Source organism: Rhodoferax ferrireducens (assembly GCF_049302455.1).
In the GTDB taxonomy this organism is placed as follows: Bacteria; Pseudomonadota; Gammaproteobacteria; order Burkholderiales; family Burkholderiaceae_C; genus Rhodoferax; species Rhodoferax ferrireducens_B.
Genome location: NZ_JBAQMD010000083.1, coordinates 1 through 16,456 on the forward strand (window position 1 = coordinate 1; position 16,456 = coordinate 16,456).

Genomic DNA, 16,456 nt, shown 5'->3' on the forward strand with positions numbered 1-16,456 from the left:
GAAGACGACACCACCGACGCCCGCGCTGCCCGATCTGCCGACGCAAGCCGCCGGCACCCGGCCGTCGCGCGCGCTGCCGTACGAATTGCACACCGCCGCCAAGGTGCTATCGGCCACCTCGATTGGGCTGACCTTCAGCAATACCGGCAGCGCGGCCGCGGTGTTCCATGTCTACGATCGCAAGCACCTCGACCAGATTCCGCGTCGCTATACGGTGGAGGCCGGCAAACAGCTCGTCGGTAATTGGGACCTCAGCGCCGACAGCGGCGCCTATGACCTCTGGGTGCTCGGCCCCGTCGGTTACCACCGCCACTTCACGGGTACGGCGGTGACGACGGCGGCCGACCCGATGCCCGAAGTGCAGGTTTGCTATGACATCGCCAACGGCAACGTCTATCTCAAGCTGTCCAACAGCGCGAGCGTCGCGGCAAACTACACGATCACGGCGAACGCCTACCGGACCGATGGTCCTTGGACCGGCACGGTGGCGGCCAAGGGCCAGTTCGAACAACACTGGCCATTGCAGTCCAGTGGTCACTGGTACGACTTTACGGTGACGGTGAAGAGCTTGCCTGGCTACTCACGGCGCTTCGCGGGCCGTGTGGAAACCGGTGATGCCACGATCAGCGACCCGGCCATGGGCGGCGTTGCGATCGGCGATCAGATCAGCATCGCCTGAGCGCAACTACTCTGTCTCCCGCCGCCATCTTCACTTTTCCACCCTTAGGAGCAAAAAACTTATGAGCATCGATCGCCGTAATTTCCTGCGCATGACCGCCCACACGGGCGCCGCCGCCGCCGCACTCGCCGCGCTGCCCTTGAGCATCCGCAAAGCCCTCGCCGTTGAACCCGCCGTTGAAACCGGCACCATCAAGGACGTCAAACACATCGTCATCTTGATGCAGGAGAACCGCGGCTTCGACCACTATTTCGGCACCATGAAAGGCGTACGCGGGTTTGGCGACCGCTTTCCGGTACCACTCGAGAGTGGCAAGCCGGTCTGGTACCAGTCCAATGGCACGACCGAAATTGCGCCATTTCATCTCGACCCGAAACTATTCAACGCCTTGCTCGCGCCCAGCACGACACACAGCTTCGCGGACTCGCAGGCAGCGTGGAACCAGGGCAAGTTCGGCAATTGGCCGAAGTACAAAAAGGATAATTCGATGGGTTACTACAAGCGGGAAGATATTCCGTTTCAGTTCGCTCTGGCCGAAGCCTTCACGCTTTGTGACGCCTACCATTGCTCGATCACATCCGGGACCGACCCAAATCGAATCCCGTTCTTCAGCGGTTCGAATTTCAATCCCGTGCTGGGCGCCCAGGGCATCAATTGCACCGACACCGATGCGGAGCCCGTCAATGTGCGCTGCTGGATCGGCAACCCGGCCGTCGACAAGTGGCCGGTGCCGGGCTACACCTACAAGGATACGGCGTTCAAATGGCCGACGCTGCCGGACCTGCTGGAGCAAGCCGGCATCAGCTGGCGCATCTACCAGGACCCCAACGACAACTGGACCGGCGCGATGCATGGATGTCTCGCGTTCGAGAGCTTCAGAACGGCACAACCCGGCTCATCCATCTACAAGAACGGCATGTCGCTCTGGACGCTTGACGACCTTGCCACGGATGTCAGGAACGGCACGCTGCCGCAAGTCTGCTGGGTGCTCCCATCCCGGGCGTTTTCCGAGCATCCCGGCGGGCCGTCGAGCCCCCTGAAAGGCAGCAACTTCACCGAGCAGGTGTTGAATGCACTGACCGCGAACACCACAGTCTGGAGCAAGACGGCGTTCTTTTTGACCTTTGACGAGAACGACGGTCTATTCGATCACGTGCCCCCGCCGGCTGTTCCGTCCTACAACCTGGACGGCACCCTGGCAGGGAAGGCCACCCTCAAGCTCGACGGCGAGTACTTTTCGGACCCGGCAGGAAAATACAGGGATGCGACCGACACCATTTCGGGCAGTGTCCGACCGTACGGGCTGAGCGCACGCGTCCCGATGTACGTGGTTTCGCCGTGGAGCAAGGGTGGCTGGGTCACGTCGCAAGTGTTCGACCACACCTCCATGGCAATGTTTCTGGAAAAACGCTTCGACATCAGCGTTCCGAACGTCAGCCCATGGCATCGCGCCGTCTGCGGCGACCTAACCTCGGCGTTTGATTTCACGCATCCAGCCGATGCGGTGGTGCCAAAGTTGCCCGATACCAGCAACTACGCCGTGCTGGACGCGCAGCAAAGAACCATGCTGGCCTACAGCCTTCCGGCGAAGCACCAGCCGCTGTTCCAGGAGTCTGGCACGCGCTTTTCGCGCAAGCTGCCGTATGAGCTGCATGTCAATGCCACCGTCACGGCCGGCATCAGCGTACTTCTGTCGTTCAGCAACACCGGTACGCAGGGCGTCGTGTACCACGTCTATGACAAATTGCATCTTGACCGCATTCCGCGCCGCTACACCGTTGAAGCCGGAAAGACGCTGACCGACAGTTGGGATGTGTCGGCTGACCTGGGCAAGCATGACTTGTGGGTGTACGGACCGAACGGTTTTGTCCGCGTATTCAAGGACGACGCGCCAACCGCTGCCAGCCCGGAGTGCCGGGTCTGTTATGACATCGCGAACGGGGATGTCTACGTCAAACTCAGCAACACCGGGGTGCAGGCCAGCACGCTAACGATTCAGGACAATGCTTACGGCAGTGACGGACCCTTGGTGGTGAAGGTCGAGCCCGGCAAGGTAGTGGAGCAATACTGGGCGCTGCGCAAGAGCGGAAACTGGTATGACTTCAGCGTGACTGCTGACACGAGCAAGGGTTATCTGCGCCGCTTTGCAGGCCGGGTCGAAACCGGTCAGCATGGGCTCAGCGACCCGGCGATGGGGACTGCGTAAGACGTCTGTCGACGCCTGGGGCAAGCATTCAGGAATGCATCCTTGGCGTCGATCCAGTTTTGACCCAGATGCCGCGATAGGCGTGACTGCTTCGCCTCTGCGGTCCGTCGCCGCGAATGACAGCAACGAGCGCGCAAGCCAGCATGATGGCTGTTTGGGAGGGAGAGATCGACTCGTCAATTGCTTAATAGCGGCAATTTGCCGAGAAATTTCCTGACGTTTGAATGCCCATGCGGTGACGAACGAAAATATTGGAGACAATACGGTGCTGGTGAAATATTTCAACCAGCTAAATAAAAAAGGAAACTTGAAAATGGCAACTGCGAAAAAAATGGCTCCAAAGGCCGCGGCAACTGCAAAGAAGGTAACGGCTCCTGCGAAAGTGGTGAAGCCCGTTGCCAAGGCATCGGTGAAAAAGGCTCCCGTTTCCAAAACGGCCAATGCCATTGCCAAACTTGGCACAAGCATTGCGAAGCTGACCGAACGCAAAGACAAAATCAATGCGGAAATCAAAACCCTGCGTGATCAACGTGCAGCGCTGAAAGTTGCTCCAGTGGCTCCTGCCGCTGTAGCGCCAAAAGCAAAGGCCGCCCCTAAAGGTGCAGCACCCAAGAAAGCTGCCAAGCCTGTTGCCAAGAAGTAATATTCTTTGGCGACACTGTCGCTTTGCGAAAAAGACCCTTCGGGGTCTTTTTTTTGCTCAAACCAATTGCCATTTATGCAGTCGTTTGATATTTCAATCCTGGCCGAGCCCTTCACCTAAACTGGCGGCATGGCCAAACGTTCCTATCCCCTGTCCAAGGTCTACGGCCTTCTTGAGCCCGGACCGGTTGTGCTGCTGAGCACGGCGCACAAAGGCCGTGCCAACGTGATGACGATGTCGTGGCACACCATGATGGAGTTCGAGCCGCCGCTGGTGGGCTGCATCGTCAGCGGCCGCGATTTCAGCTTTGATGCCTTGAAGGCGACACGGCAATGCGTGCTCAACATTCCGACCGTGGAGCTGAAAGCGACGGTGGTCGGCTGCGGCAATACATCTGGCCGAAGCGTGGACAAATTCAAAGACTTCGGCCTCACGCCGGCGCCGGCTGCGTTGGTCGACGCGCCATTGATCGCCGAGTGCTACGCCAACCTGGAATGCCGCGTGGTCGATACGCGGCTGATGAACCGCTACAACTTCTTTGTGCTTGAAGTGCTCAAGGCCTGGATCGACCCGGCTTGCAAGGACCCGCGCACACTCCATCACCGGGGGCGTGGCGCTTTCATGGTGGCTGGCGAGACGATCAAGTTGCCGTCGAAGATGAAGTAGACGCCCAAGGCCTCATTTCCCCGGCCCGGTTCTGGCAAACGATATCCAATTTGCCGTACCGACAGACCCGGCGTCTGGGCGCGCGTGACTGCTTGCCGCGGTTCAGGGTCCAGTTCAAGCGTGGGTGATCCAGTCCGCGTGGTCCGCATGCTCCAGATGCGGCAGCGTGTTGAAAGTGACCAAGGTGTGGCGCTTCGGGTTGAAGGCGAACTCGGTAATGGCGCTGTTGCGGATGCGCATATTGAGCTCGATCGTGGTTTCGGGCGTGGTGCCCAGCACATGGCCGACGGCGGTGGCAATCGGCCCGCCGCTGGAGACGATCAGCACATTGCCCTCACAGTTTTTACGGATGTGGTCCAGTGCGCTGGTCACGCCGGCCAGGAACTCGCGATAGCTGGGCATGCCCTGGGGGCTGACCACGCCGTTCATCCATTGCGTCAGGCCGTCGCGCAGCAGGCGAAAGTGATGGCGGTACAACTCGGGCGTGTCGGGCTTTTCGAGTTTGTACGGATGCACCGTGGCGATGACCGCCGCGCTGTCGAATTCGTTCAGGCCTGGCCAGAGCAGGGCTTCCCTGTCAAAGGCGCCGCCTTCACGAATAGCGGTATAGGTCTGCAGGTGACGGCGCAGGGTGCCGGTCAGCACGGCATCAAAGGTCAGGCCTTTCTGACGGAAGTATTCGCCCAGCCGCACGCTTTGCTGCTGGCCCAGCGCACTGAGCTGGTCGTAGTCTTCGGCGCCAAACGAAGCCTGGCCATGGCGTACAAGATAGAGGATTCCCATGCCGTGAATCTAAGCCAAATAGAAGTGTTGCCCTTGTCGCACAAGCGACGATAGCTATAAATAAAATAGCGTTTAGAGTCTCACGTGGCCATCGATGCAGGTGACGGATTCGCCACCGACCCAGACTTGGCCGGTGGCGTCTTGTTCAATGTGCACGCGCCCGGCGCGCCCCAGGCAAGCGCCTTGCGCGGCGATATAACTGCTGGGCGCGAGGCCCTCGGCAATCAGCCACTGGGCCAGGCTGGCGTTGAAGCTGCCGGTGACCGGGTCTTCGTTGATGCCGACGGGTGACGTGAAGACGCGCACTTCCAGTCCGGGCGCATTTTCCTGAGCGCTGGCGGACTTGGAACGTGGGCCAAAAGCGCGGGCTTCGCGGTTGGAGCGCGCGATCAAAGGTGTCGCGAACCCAGGGGTGTCGACGGCGGCAACACCGACCAAGATGCCTGAAGTCTTGAGCGCCATGTAGTCGGGCATGAGTTGCAGCACGGTTTGTGGGCTGTCGAGCAAAAGGCCCAGAAAGACGGGTCCGTTGTTGAGCAGTTGGCTTGCGATGATCTGGCTTGGATGGAGTCCGAGCGCAGCGGTGATTTTTTCCAGCAAGGTGGGTTCCGGCGCGCTGCGTTTGAGCGCTGGCGCGGCAAAGGCCAGACGCTCGCCGTCGCGCCGGATACTGACCAGGCCAACCTTGCATTCCTGAATGATGCGATCAGTTGCTTGGGCTTGTCCTCCGGCTTGCAGCCAGGCGCAGCAGCTGCCCAGTGTCGGGTGGCCGGCGAAGGGCAGTTCGTCGGCGGGCGTGAAAATGCGCACCTGGTAGTCCGCACCCGCAGCAGCGGCCTCGGCGCTGGGGGGTAACACAAACGTGGTTTCCGACAGATTGGTCCAGTGCGCGAAATGCTGCATTTCTTCGTCGCTCAAGCCCGTGCCGTCGAGCACCACGGCCAGCGGGTTGCCCAGATAAGGCGTGTCGGTAAAGACGTCAACTTGTTTGAAGGGTCGGGTTTTCATAGGGTGGCGGCGTAGGTTTTCAGTGCAAGCGCCAATGCAGCCACACCTTGGTGAATCTCCGCCACGCTGGGGGTGACGAACGACAGGCGCAGCGTGCGCGGGTCACCATGGTCGGCGTAGAACGGCGCGCCGGGCACAAAGGCCACACCCTTGTCGACTGCAAAGGGCAGCAAGTCCACTGCGTTCATGTCCTTGGGTAGACGCGCCCACAAAAACATGCCGCCTGCCGGGGTGTTCCAGGTCAGCGACTGGTCGGGCTGGCTATTGGAGGACGGAAAGTGCTGCGCCAGAGCCTCCAGCATGGCGTCGCGCTGGGATTTGTAGAGCGCGCGGATGGTGGGCACGTGGCGGTCCAGAAAGCCGTCTTTCATCACCTCGGCAATCATGCGCTGGTTAAAACCGGGGCTGTGCAGGTCGGCGGCCTGTTTGGCTTGCAGCAGTTTGGGGTAGACCGCTTTGGGCGCCACCACAAAGCCCAGGCGCAAACCCGGTGCCAGCACTTTGGAGAATGAGCCCAAATAGATGCAGCCATCGGGGTTGCGCGCGGTCAGGGGCGCGGGCGGCGGCGCATCAAACCACAGGTCGCCGTAGGGGTTGTCCTCGATCAGGGGCAGGCCCAGGCGCGCGGCTTCGGTGCTCAAAGCGGCGCGGCGTGCTTCGCTCATGGTGCGGCCGGTGGGGTTCTGGAAGTTGGGCAGCACGTAAAGAAAGCGGGCCGCCTCACCCGTTCCCACGGCAACCGCGGCTTGCCGCAGCGCCTCCATGTCCACGCCGTCATCATCACTGGCCACGCTCACCACCTCAGGCTCCATCGGCGTGAACGCCATCACGGCGCCCAGGTAGGTGGGTGATTCGACCAGAATGCGGCTGCCTGCATCCACCAGCACTTTGGCTACCAGGTCCAGGCCCTGCTGTGAGCCGGTGGTGATCAGTACCTGGGCCGGGTCCACTTGCCAGGTCAGTCCGGCGGATGCGGCCTGAACGCGCAAGTTTTCGGCCACCATCTCGCGCAAGGGGCCAAAGCCTTCGCTGGCGGCGTATTGCAGGGCCGCTGCGGGGTCGTCGCGCAAGACCTTGGCGCAAGCCGCTTCAAACTCGGCCACCGGAAACGTCTTGCTTGATGGCAAGCCACCGGCAAAACTGATGATGCCGGGGCGCTCGGTCACCTTGAGAATTTCGCGGATCACTGACGGGTTCATGCGCGCGGCGCGGCGTGCCAGTTGCCAGCGGGAGGGGGCTGTGATGGGTGGGATGTTGTTGTTCATGATGACCTGGCTCCAAGCGTTGGTGATGTTGGTTTTGATGTGGACAGGGTGTTGCGTACCGGCATGGTGCGGCCAACAAAGACGACGGTGACAACGGCGAGACCAAAGCCCACGGTGAGCGCGTCCAGCCGTTCGCCCAAAATCGGCACGGCAAACACCATGCTCAAAAAAGGTTGCAGCAATTGCACCTGGCTGACCCGCACCGTGCCGCCCAGCGCCAGCCCCCGGTACCAGGCAAAAAAGCCCAGCCATTGGGAGAACACCGCGACATAGAAAAAAGCCGCCCACGCTTCCATTTTGATAGCCTCTTGTGGATACTCAGCAAGGGCGATGGGCAGATTGAGCGGTAAACCCAGCACCAGCGCCCAGCAGATCACATGGTCAGCGCGCAGGCGCTGCGAGAGCAAAGCACCCACGCCATAGCCGACCGCCGCACAGGCCATGGCCAGCAGCAGCAAGAGGTCAGCGCCCTTCAGCGTCAGGCCGCTCTGGCCTGAGCGCAGCACAGCAAACGCCACCACCAGTGCGGTGCCCAAACCGGCACAGGCCCAAAACCCGGCGGACGGGCGCTGACGATGCAGCCAGGCGCCGACCGAGGCGGTCGCCAGTGGCAAAACACCCAGAATCACGCTGGCATGTACCGCTTCGACATGGCGCATCGCCACCGATGAGAACAGGGGAAAGCCAAACACAACCCCTAGCGCCACCACGCCCAGCGGCAGCCAGTCCCCGCGCTTGGGCCCTGGCGCGCGGGTGGCCGCCAAAAACACGATGGCCAAAATGGCGGCCACCGTTGCGCGACCGGCGGCCACAAAAACGCCGGACATCTGCGGCACTGCGGCGCTGCCAACCGCCAGCCGCGTCATGGGCAGTGTCAGGGCAAAAATCACCACCCCCAGCGTGCCCAGCAGTAAGCCATTGCGAATGGCGTGCGGCTGTGTGGTCATGCCTTGTTTTCCAGTGGCTGGACGCCCAGCGCCCATTGGGCTGCGCTTTGGGCGTGTAATTGCGTGGTGTTAAACAGCGGCAGATCGCAGTCGTGTGGGCCAATCAGCATGGCGATTTCGGTGCAGCCCAAAATGATGGCCTGCGCGCCGCGTGCGCCCAGGTCGGCGATCACCCGCAGGTAAGTCTCGCGCGAGGCCGGCAGCACTTGGCCCAGGCACAACTCGTCATAGATCACCCGGTGGACCAGGTCCCGGTCGGTCGGCGTGGGGGTCAGCACGGTCAGGCCGTGCTCCTGTTCGAGACGGCTGCGGTAGAAGTCCTGCTCCATGGTGAAGCGCGTGCCCAGCAAACCAACCGTCGTGTGACCGGCCTGTTTGATGGCCACTGCAGTGGGGTCGGCAATGTGCAGCAAGGGAATCTGCACGGCGTTTGAAATGGCCGCAGCGACCTTGTGCATGGTGTTGGTGCACAGCACCAGCGCGTCGGCCCCGGCACCCTCCAACTTCTGGGCAATGCCGGCCAGCATGGCAGCGGCTGCGTCCCATTGCCCGCTGGCTTGCAGTTGTTCAATTTCATGAAAATCAACGCTGTACAAAATAATCTTGGCCGAGTGCAGCCCGCCCAACCGGGCTTTGACGGTTTCGTTGATCTCGCGGTAATACGGCACGGTGGACTCCCAGCTCATGCCCCCGATCAGGCCAAGTGTTTTCAGACCCATGGAATTCATGTTGAAGCCCTTCTTGTCAGCGTTAAAACGTGCTCATCCAGCCGGCGGTTGCCACCAGCACGGCGGCCATGCTGCGGTTGAACCAGCGCAAGCGTCTGCCGGCGTGTTCGGGGTCGGCCAGCCATTGGCGAAGTAGCGAGCCCACCAGCGCGTAGGTCAGGTTGCTGCACAGGCCAAACAAAAGCATCAGCGGCAGGATGACGGCAAAGCGGCTCAGCAGGTCGGCGCGCCCGGCAAGCCAACCGGCCACCACGGTCAGGGCCAGCATCCAGGCCTTGATGTTGAGAAACTGCAGCATGACACCTTGCCAGAACGTGACATCGAGTTGTGTGGCATCGGCCTGCGCCAGTGTGTCGGTTTTAAACAGCTTGAAAGCCAGCCATAACAGGTAGGCCACGCCAAGCGCTTGAACCGCCAGCCGGAGCACCGGCAGTGCCAACACCATCGCCCCCACGCCCCCCGCGCACAGGCTGAACAGCAGGCCCCAGCCGACGGGCACCGACACCACAAAGCGCAGCGCGCGCCGCAAACCCAGGTTGGCCGCCAGCGCCGTCGACAAGGTCGTGTTGGGGCCGGGCGTAAAACTCGCCGCCGTGCACAGCAGCAGCAGAGCGCTGAGTTCAGTGTTGCTCATGGGGTGGCTTGCGGGTGTTCATGGGGCTCACTTTATCGTCAAAAACAATACACTGGCAGTACACTTGTAAAAACATTTGCCTGAGCTGTATTGGCTGCCATGGCAACACAGGTTTGGAAGAAAGGGCATCTGCATGTTAGTCAAAGCCGCGTCGCAGTCCTTGGCCGAACAACTGGCTGAGCGTTTTGCCGAGCGCATTCGCACCGGCTTGCTGGCGCCGGGCACGCGTTTGCCGTCGGTGCGCCAGTGCGCGCAGCAGCAGGGCGTGAGCCCCTCTACCGTGGTCGCGGCCTACGACCAGTTGCTGGCGCAGGGGCTGGTTGAAGCGCTTAAAAATCGCGGGTTTTATATAAGAAATAGGGTTGTAGCCCCCGTCAATAGTGCGCAGTATGCTATCAATTCAGTAGTAACTGGGGGTGCGCCAACAAGGGCCAAAACCACGCTTGAAGCCCAGCACGTGCCGGTGAATGCCACGGCCCTGATCCGCGGCATGTTTCACGGCAGCAGCGAGCAGCCGCAACCCGGCATGGGGGCGTTTCCACCGGACTGGCTGCAAACCACTTTCATGGCCGCTGCCGTGCGCCGCGTCACCAGCGGCAAGCAGTTGCAGGCGTTCTCGCTGCAATATGGCGAGCCCGCTGGCGACGGCGGCTTGCGCCAGTCGCTCTCCACCAAGCTCAACACCCTGGCCATTCACGCCGCGCCGCAGCAGATCATCACCACCGTGGGGGCCACCCACGCGTTGGACATTGTGAGTCGCACGCTGCTGCGCGCCGGTGATTACGTGATGGTTGAAGAGCCTGGCTGGGCGATTGAATTTGCCCGGCTCGATGCCCTGGGCATGCGCATTCTGCCGGTGCCGCGCGGCCCGGACGGGCCGGACCTGGCGGTGATGGCGCGTTATTGCGAGCTGCACAGCCCGAAGCTGTTTGTCAGTGTCAGCGTGTTCCACAACCCAACCGGCTACTGCCTGACGCCGGGCAGCGCCCACCGCGTGCTGCAACTGGCCAATCAGCATGACTTTTATATTGCTGAAGATGACACCTACAGCCACATTGCGCCCGAGCACGCCACCCGCCTGTGCGCGCTGGATGGCTTGCAACGCACCATTTATGTCAGCGGCTTTGCCAAAATTCTGGCACCCGGCTGGCGGGTGGGCTTCATGGCGGCGCCCACCGCGCTGGTGGAGCGGCTGCTTGACACCAAGTTGCTCGCCACCCTGACCACCCCCGCGCTGCTCGAAAAAGCCCTGGCCTGGTGTATTGACCAGGGCCAGTTGCGCCGCCATGCCGAGCGTATTCGCACGCGACTCAATCAGGCCCGGGGGCGAAGCGCCCGGCTGGCGCTGGCGGCGGGCTGCACCTTTGCCGCGCCACCGGCCGGGCTGTTTGGCTGGGTCGATACGGGTGTGGACACCGAGCTGCTTTCGCAGCGCATGCTGGACGCAGGTTATCTGCTGGCACCAGGTGCCCTGTTTCATGCCAGTCGTGCGCCCAGTACGCTGATGCGGATCAACTTTTGCACCACGCAGGATGCCCAGTTCTGGCAGGTGTTTCAGACCGTCAGGGCGGGGATGTAGCTTGGATATCGTCCTGGCGCGCCAGCGCTGGCCCGGGTCAGATCAGCTGATGTAATTGAAGAGCGAGAGTTTTTGCACTTGTGCGTACGACTGCAGCGCCGCCTGGTAGCCGGTTTGCTGGTTCTGGAAGTCAGAGATGCCTTTGACCATGTCGAGGTCTTCGGCGCGCGAGCGGTCGGCCTCCAGCTGGATGCTGCGCGCCTCCTGGTTGGACGTGATGCGGTCGGCGCGGTTGAGCAAGTCACCGGCCTGGCCGCGTACCGCTGACACGCGGCTCATGCCAATGTCGATGTTGCCCAGTGCCTGGCTGACGGCCTGGCTGGCAGTGGCGTTGCTGGACGCGCTGCCAATGTTGCTGATGGCGTCGTCGAGCACGCTGAAGAGGCTGGGGCTGGACTCGACCTTGACCGTGTCAGCCACCGCGGGGGTTCCGGTGATGGTGAGGGACAGGCCCGGCATTTCCGTTACGGTAAAGCTCTGGCCGGTGCTGTAGGTTTTTGTGCCTGTTGCCACGGGGACGCCCGATCCGCTGTCAATGATGTCATAGCTGGCCGTTGTGTTGCCGGCCGCAGCAGTGACGGATGTGAAGCTGATGCTGTAGGACGCGCCAGTCGCTGCGGTGGGCGGGTTCAAGGTTGCCGGGCCGGTTTTCAGATTGGTCGTGCTGCTTCCCAGGCTGACGTTGTAGACCCCGTCGCGATTGGTCTGGAGCATGAAGGCACTGTCGCCATCCAGCGTGAACGGAATCGCCACTTCGCTGCTGGCCGATTGCCCGGGCAGGCCGTTGAAGGCGTAGTCCTGCGGTGGCGCATTGGGGCCGACAAAGGGCGCCAACGCGCTGCCCAGCGCGCTGAACAGGGGCTGCCCGTTGCTGTCCTTGCGGTTGGCGAGCGAAAACACCTGATCGCGCAGACCTTGCAGCTGGATGGCGATGGACTTGCGCTCCGCCGGGCTGAGCACGCCATTGCCGGCACTGACAACCAGCTCGCGGAAGTTCTGCAGGGCGTCGGTGACGTCGCCCAGGGTGCCTTCAGCCATGGCAATCGAGTTGCGTTGAGATTCGAGCGCGCGCTGGTCGGTGGCGATGCGGCTGATGCGGGTCATGGCCCGCTCCGCCTGGGCGGCGCCGGTCGGGTCGTCGCTGGCGCGCACCACTTTCTTGCCGGAAGTCAGGTTTTCCTGCAGGTTCGACAGTGCCGATTGCCGCATTGACAGATTGCGCAGCGCGTTGTCGTAGGTGTTGGCAGAACCGAGTCGGGTCAGTGAACTTGTCATGGTGTTGGCTCCTGGATGGCGTGGCCTCAGCGCAGGGTTTGAATCAGGGTGTCAAAAATGCCCTGTGCGATCTGCATCATCTTGGCCGACGCCTGGTAAGCCTGCTGGTACTGCAGCAATTTGGCCGCCTCTTCGTCCAGGTTGACGCCCGAGACGCCCGTGCGGTCCCGCTCAAGATTGGCCGCTATCGAGCTCGACACCTCGGCCGAGTAGTTGGCGCTCTGGGTCCGGATGCCAATTTGCGCGATCAGGCTGGCATAGCCATCGCTCAGGGCGGATCCGTCAAACATGGCGACGTCGCGCAGGCCGGTCATGGCGCTGGCATTGCCGGCGTTGAGGTTGCGAAAAGCGGCAGGCTGTTGCTGCACGGTGAAGGTGTCACCCGCCTTGGGAACACCTTGCAGCGTCAGCGACCATTGGCTCAGGGGATTGGTAGCCGGTGTGGTGCCCTCAATCACCTGGCCTGATGTGTAGGCGAATGTGGTGGCATTGGCTGTTGGCAACTCGTCGCTGCGGGTGTAGCTGTTGGCACCGGTAAAGGTCAACACAACGGGTGTCAAAGCCACCGGGTTGCTGCGGGCCAGCAGACTGCTGAGCTGCATGCTTCCGGTGTTGCCGGTGCCCAGGCTGCCCGCCACCGGACTGGCCACAGCCAAAGCGCGCGGCGCTGAAAACTCGGCACTGATGTTGCTGGCGGTGGTGCTGAAGGGCTTGAGCAGAAAGCGGTCGCCCGGGTTGGCCGAGCCAGAAGGGATGGAGAGGTTCAGACCATCGATGGTGACGGGTACCGATGTAAACGCAGTGACGACGCCATCGGAGCGCCGGGTCATAGTGCCCGCTGTGGCTGACGTGAAATTCATTTCATAGTCAGAAGCGACAAATTGGGTGACATCGCTGATGCTCAGGGCCAGGCTGGCCGTGCCGGTATTGAGTGTGGCGGGCGCCGAGGGCTTGAGTATGTTGCCGGCGCCAAAAACGGTGGGGGTGAACAAATTACCACCTGCATTGCCATCCAGATCCAGCCCCAGTTGGTGCTGGTTGTTCATGCTGGTGCTGATGGCCAGCGTGAGCCGACCCAGCAGGTTGCGTCCTTCCACCAGATCATTGTTCTGGAACCGCAGCAAGCCAGCCACCTCGCCACCGCCCAGCGCGTTTTCATCCAGCGTGATGACTTGCCCGCCACGGCTGATCGCCAGTTTGCTTTTCAGCGGGTCGCCGAAGTCGTCCTTGACGATGGAAACCGGTGACACGGTGCTGCCCAATACAAGGGCCTGGCTGCCAGCCAAGAAAATACCGACGGTGCCGTCGCTGGCTGTGATCGAGCTGGTTTGCACATATTGGTTGAGGTCTCGCACCAACTGGTCGCGCTGGTCCAGCAGGTCGTTGGGGGGTTGACCAGAGCCTTGGGTGCGCGCTATTTTGTCGTTGATTTCGGCGATGCTTTGCGCCAGGCTGTTGATGTTGCTGACCTTCTGGCCGAGCTCCTGCGCGACGCCGGACTGCAAGTCGTCCAGGTTTTGCGACGCAGATCGCATGCGCTTGGCCGCTTCGTCCACGCGCGTCAGCGCCACCGTGCGCGCCGTGAGATCGGTGGGCGCGTTGGCAACGTCCGAGAACGCATTGAGCATGTCGTTAATCGTCGCACCGAGTCCGGCCGTGCCACCTGGGAAGAGGCCTTCAAGTTGCTTCAATTTATCGGCCCGGCTGCTGTCGGCCGCACCGGTTGCGCTCGCCAGTGCCGACTGGCGCGTCAGGAACGCACTGAAGTTGCGCTGAATCGTCTGGATGTCCACCCCTTTGCCGATGTAGCCACCGCCGGTGAACTGGCCCGTTGTGGTTTGCAGGACCGCGCTCTGGCGCGAGTAACCCGGCGTATTGACGTTGGCAATGTTATTGCCTGCCGTCTGCAGCATGACCTGGTTGGCCTGCAGGGCGCGGGTGCCAACGCTGAGAAGTCCGCTCATATATTTTGTGCAACGACTTGCGCGCGTTGCAGCCTTTGCGTGGTGTCGATGGCGCGGCTCAGCTTGGCCGCGTAATGCGGGTCGGTGGCGTAACCGGCTTTTTGCAGGCCGCTGGCAAACGCGTGAGCCGAGCCGGTTTGCTGGCTGGCCTGGGCGTAGCGCGGGGTCTGGGTAATGAGGCGCGCGTAGTCTTGAAATGACGCCTCGTAGGAATCGTAGGCGCGAAATTTGGCCATTGTCTTTTTCGCGACGCCATTGACAAATTCCGTGGTGCTCACTTCGGCCACCTTGCCGGTCCAGCCTGCGCCGGCCTTGATGCCAAACAGGTTGTACGAAGGCGCGCCGCCCTTCATTTTGATTTCATGCCGACCCCAGCCGGTTTCGTGACCGGCCTGGCCCACCATGTAGCTGGCCGGGATGCCCGTGGACTTCTCGACTTTGATCGCCGCGGCCGTGTGGTGTTGCACAAATTGGCTCTGACTCATCGTGGGGGTGCTACGGGGTGCCACGCTGTTGGCACCGTAGGCGGCCAGCGCTGACGCCTTGCCAAGAGCGCCGAAAGATGAAGCGCCTGTTTTCTTTGTGGCATCTGCCGCAACTGGCTCGGTGCCACCCATCTGGCGTGTCAGTTGGGCTGCAATCAGATCGGACAGCCCGCCGGGCTGGCCCGACATCTGCACCGCAAACTGCTGGTCCAGCAGATCGGTACCGAGGTCGCCGCCCGAGCTCTCCAGCATGCCGGACTTCATGGTGGCCTCGCGCATGCTCTTCATGAGTTCACGCATGAACAGAGACTCAAACTGTTTCGCCGCTTCCTTGATGGCTGCGGGTGTGTTTTGACCTGCGGCCAGCTTCAGCTGGCTCAAAGACCCTGCATCGGCCGCCAGCGTGTTGTTGCTTGAAGAGATCTGGCCGTAGCTCATCAGATCACCTCCAGCTCCGCGTTCAGCGCGCCGGCCGCCTTGATGGCCTGCAAAATGGCCAGCAGGTCTTGCGGCGTGGCGCCCAGGGCATTGAGTGCGCGCACCACGTCGGAGAGCTGCGTTGATTTGGGCAGTTGAATCAACATGCCGGGCTCTTGCCGGATCTGGATATTGCTTTTCTCGGCTACCACGGTTTTGCCGCCGGTGGACAAGGGGTTGGGCTGGCTGATCACCGGTGTGGTGGTGATGCTGACCGACAGGTTGCCGTGGGCAATGGCGCACTCGCCCAGTGTGACCGCCTGGTTCATCACAATCGAACCGGTGCGGGAATTGATCACAACTCTGGCCGAGGGGATGGAAGACTCCAGTTGCAACTCTTCCATCTCGGCAATGAAGGACACGCGGGCGTTGGACTCGCTGGGGGCGGTGACATCAATGGTGCGCCCGTCGAGCGCCCGGGCCGAGTGAGCGCCAAAGCGCCGATTGATGGCTTCAGCAACCCGCCGCGCGGTTTGAAAGTCCGAGGCCTGCAGCCCCAGGGTAATGCTGGCGCCTTCAAGCAGCGGCGTGGGAACAATCCGCTCTACCTGTGCACCACCCGGAATGCGCCCGGCGCTGAGGTGGTTGATTTGCACCTTGCTGCCGCCAGCGGCAGCACCGGCGCCGGCCACAACCAGGCTGCCCTGGGCCAGCGCATAGACCTCACCGTCAGCGCCTTTGAGCGGCGTCGTGATCAGCGTGCCGCCTTTGAGCGACTTGGCGTTGCCCATGCTAGAGACGTTGACGTCGATGGCCTGCCCCGGCCGGGCAAAGGCCGGCAGTTGCGCCGTGACCAGCACCGCCGCCACGTTCTTGAGCTGCAACTTGGAAACCTGTGCCTCTGGCAGCGTGATGCCGAGCTGTTGTAAATAATTGGTGAGCCCCTGGGCCGTGTAAGGCATTTGGGTGGTCTGGTCACCGGTGCCGTCGAGTCCCACCACCAGGCCAAAACCGGTCAGCTGGTTGCTGCGCACACCCTCAACCGCCGCCACTTCCTTGATCCGGCTGGCCTGGGCCGTGCCTGCGCCCAAAAGACTGGCGATCAAGCACAACGCCGCCAGCAGCCAGTGCGGGCGGGTTGGGTGTAGCGTGTTGAAAAATTGCATGGATGTTGACC

General features: G+C 61.9%; 15 protein-coding genes. 5 read left to right on the forward strand and 10 right to left on the reverse strand.

Translation table 11 applies throughout. From position 1 onward, the window contains the following. The 4 genes from WA157_RS14350 to WA157_RS14365 all read left to right on the forward strand — a co-directional run. Window positions 1-679: phospholipase domain-containing protein (locus tag WA157_RS14350; protein WP_422621613.1), on the forward strand; the 679-nt coding region annotated here is incomplete at its 5' end. 61 nt (window positions 680-740) lie between these two features. Beyond that, window positions 741-2,885 carry a phosphocholine-specific phospholipase C gene (locus tag WA157_RS14355; protein ID WP_422621614.1) on the forward strand — a complete coding sequence of 715 codons (2,145 nt, stop codon included), beginning with the start codon at window positions 741-743 and terminating at the stop codon, window positions 2,883-2,885. A 220-nt stretch (window positions 2,886-3,105) separates the two neighbouring features. After that, window positions 3,106-3,528 carry a histone protein gene (locus tag WA157_RS14360; protein WP_422621615.1) on the forward strand — a complete coding sequence of 141 codons (423 nt, stop codon included), beginning with the start codon at window positions 3,106-3,108 and terminating at the stop codon, window positions 3,526-3,528. A gap of 129 nt (window positions 3,529-3,657) precedes the next feature. After that, window positions 3,658-4,194: a flavin reductase family protein gene (locus WA157_RS14365; RefSeq protein WP_422621616.1), complete on the forward strand. Its 537-nt coding sequence runs from the start codon at window positions 3,658-3,660 to the stop codon at window positions 4,192-4,194. A 114-nt stretch (window positions 4,195-4,308) separates the two neighbouring features. On the opposite strand, the gene WA157_RS14370 is transcribed toward WA157_RS14365, so the two are convergent. The 6 genes from WA157_RS14370 to WA157_RS14395 form a co-directional block, all read right to left on the reverse strand. Continuing rightward, the gene (locus WA157_RS14370; protein WP_422621617.1) at window positions 4,309-4,977 is read right to left on the reverse strand and encodes a histidine phosphatase family protein; all 669 of its coding nucleotides are present in this window, start codon (window positions 4,975-4,977) and stop codon (window positions 4,309-4,311) included. 72 nt (window positions 4,978-5,049) lie between these two features. Next, entirely contained in the window at window positions 5,050-5,985 is a 936-nt protein-coding gene (locus WA157_RS14375) for a PhzF family phenazine biosynthesis protein (protein WP_422621618.1), read from the reverse strand. Then, the gene (locus tag WA157_RS14380) at window positions 5,982-7,250 is read right to left on the reverse strand and encodes a PLP-dependent aminotransferase family protein (RefSeq protein WP_422621619.1); all 1,269 of its coding nucleotides are present in this window, start codon (window positions 7,248-7,250) and stop codon (window positions 5,982-5,984) included. Before WA157_RS14380 ends, WA157_RS14375 begins: the two co-directional genes overlap by 4 nt. Next, on the reverse strand, window positions 7,247-8,197 hold the full coding sequence (locus tag WA157_RS14385) for a DMT family transporter (protein ID WP_422621620.1): 951 nt from the start codon (window positions 8,195-8,197) through the stop codon (window positions 7,247-7,249). The genes WA157_RS14380 and WA157_RS14385 overlap by 4 nt, the downstream gene beginning before the upstream one ends. Further along, entirely contained in the window at window positions 8,194-8,925 is a 732-nt protein-coding gene (locus WA157_RS14390) for an aspartate/glutamate racemase family protein (RefSeq protein WP_422621621.1), read from the reverse strand. Before WA157_RS14390 ends, WA157_RS14385 begins: the two co-directional genes overlap by 4 nt. Window positions 8,926-8,947: 22 nt before the next feature. Next, window positions 8,948-9,559 carry a LysE family translocator gene (locus WA157_RS14395; protein ID WP_422621622.1) on the reverse strand — a complete coding sequence of 204 codons (612 nt, stop codon included), beginning with the start codon at window positions 9,557-9,559 and terminating at the stop codon, window positions 8,948-8,950. Between the two features lie 133 nt (window positions 9,560-9,692). Here WA157_RS14395 and WA157_RS14400 point away from each other — a divergent pair, with 133 nt between their 5' ends. After that, the gene (locus WA157_RS14400; RefSeq protein WP_422621623.1) at window positions 9,693-11,138 is read left to right on the forward strand and encodes a PLP-dependent aminotransferase family protein; all 1,446 of its coding nucleotides are present in this window, start codon (window positions 9,693-9,695) and stop codon (window positions 11,136-11,138) included. A gap of 42 nt (window positions 11,139-11,180) precedes the next feature. On the opposite strand, the gene flgL is transcribed toward WA157_RS14400, so the two are convergent. From flgL to WA157_RS14420, 4 genes are read right to left on the reverse strand one after another with little or no spacing between them, the layout of a single operon-like run. Further along, window positions 11,181-12,413 carry a flagellar hook-associated protein FlgL gene (gene flgL, locus WA157_RS14405; protein ID WP_422621624.1) on the reverse strand — a complete coding sequence of 411 codons (1,233 nt, stop codon included), beginning with the start codon at window positions 12,411-12,413 and terminating at the stop codon, window positions 11,181-11,183. A 26-nt stretch (window positions 12,414-12,439) separates the two neighbouring features. Then, window positions 12,440-14,377, reverse strand: coding sequence for a flagellar hook-associated protein FlgK (gene flgK, locus WA157_RS14410; RefSeq protein ID WP_422621625.1), 1,938 nt, complete (start codon window positions 14,375-14,377; stop codon window positions 12,440-12,442). Further along, window positions 14,374-15,300 carry a flagellar assembly peptidoglycan hydrolase FlgJ gene (flgJ, locus tag WA157_RS14415; protein ID WP_422621626.1) on the reverse strand — a complete coding sequence of 309 codons (927 nt, stop codon included), beginning with the start codon at window positions 15,298-15,300 and terminating at the stop codon, window positions 14,374-14,376. The genes flgK and flgJ overlap by 4 nt, the downstream gene beginning before the upstream one ends. After that, complete coding sequence (locus tag WA157_RS14420) at window positions 15,300-16,445, reverse strand: flagellar basal body P-ring protein FlgI (RefSeq protein WP_422621627.1); 1,146 nt, start codon at window positions 16,443-16,445, stop codon at window positions 15,300-15,302. Before WA157_RS14420 ends, flgJ begins: the two co-directional genes overlap by 1 nt. Between the last annotated feature and the right edge of the window lie 11 nt (window positions 16,446-16,456).

Coding starts and splice junctions, on each gene's coding strand:
- WA157_RS14355 (WP_422621614.1), top strand. CDS start 741: ATGAGCATCGATCGCCGTAATTTCCTGCGCATGACCGCCCACACGGGC.
- WA157_RS14365 (WP_422621616.1), top strand. CDS start 3,658: ATGGCCAAACGTTCCTATCCCCTGTCCAAGGTCTACGGCCTTCTTGAG.
- WA157_RS14370 (WP_422621617.1), bottom strand. CDS start 4,977: ATGGGAATCCTCTATCTTGTACGCCATGGCCAGGCTTCGTTTGGCGCC.
- WA157_RS14375 (WP_422621618.1), bottom strand. CDS start 5,985: ATGAAAACCCGACCCTTCAAACAAGTTGACGTCTTTACCGACACGCCT.
- WA157_RS14380 (WP_422621619.1), bottom strand. CDS start 7,250: ATGAACAACAACATCCCACCCATCACAGCCCCCTCCCGCTGGCAACTG.
- WA157_RS14385 (WP_422621620.1), bottom strand. CDS start 8,197: ATGACCACACAGCCGCACGCCATTCGCAATGGCTTACTGCTGGGCACG.
- WA157_RS14390 (WP_422621621.1), bottom strand. CDS start 8,925: ATGAATTCCATGGGTCTGAAAACACTTGGCCTGATCGGGGGCATGAGC.
- WA157_RS14395 (WP_422621622.1), bottom strand. CDS start 9,559: ATGAGCAACACTGAACTCAGCGCTCTGCTGCTGCTGTGCACGGCGGCG.
- WA157_RS14400 (WP_422621623.1), top strand. CDS start 9,693: ATGTTAGTCAAAGCCGCGTCGCAGTCCTTGGCCGAACAACTGGCTGAG.
- flgL (WP_422621624.1), bottom strand. CDS start 12,413: ATGACAAGTTCACTGACCCGACTCGGTTCTGCCAACACCTACGACAAC.
- flgK (WP_422621625.1), bottom strand. CDS start 14,377: ATGAGCGGACTTCTCAGCGTTGGCACCCGCGCCCTGCAGGCCAACCAG.
- flgJ (WP_422621626.1), bottom strand. CDS start 15,300: ATGAGCTACGGCCAGATCTCTTCAAGCAACAACACGCTGGCGGCCGAT.
- WA157_RS14420 (WP_422621627.1), bottom strand. CDS start 16,445: ATGCAATTTTTCAACACGCTACACCCAACCCGCCCGCACTGGCTGCTG.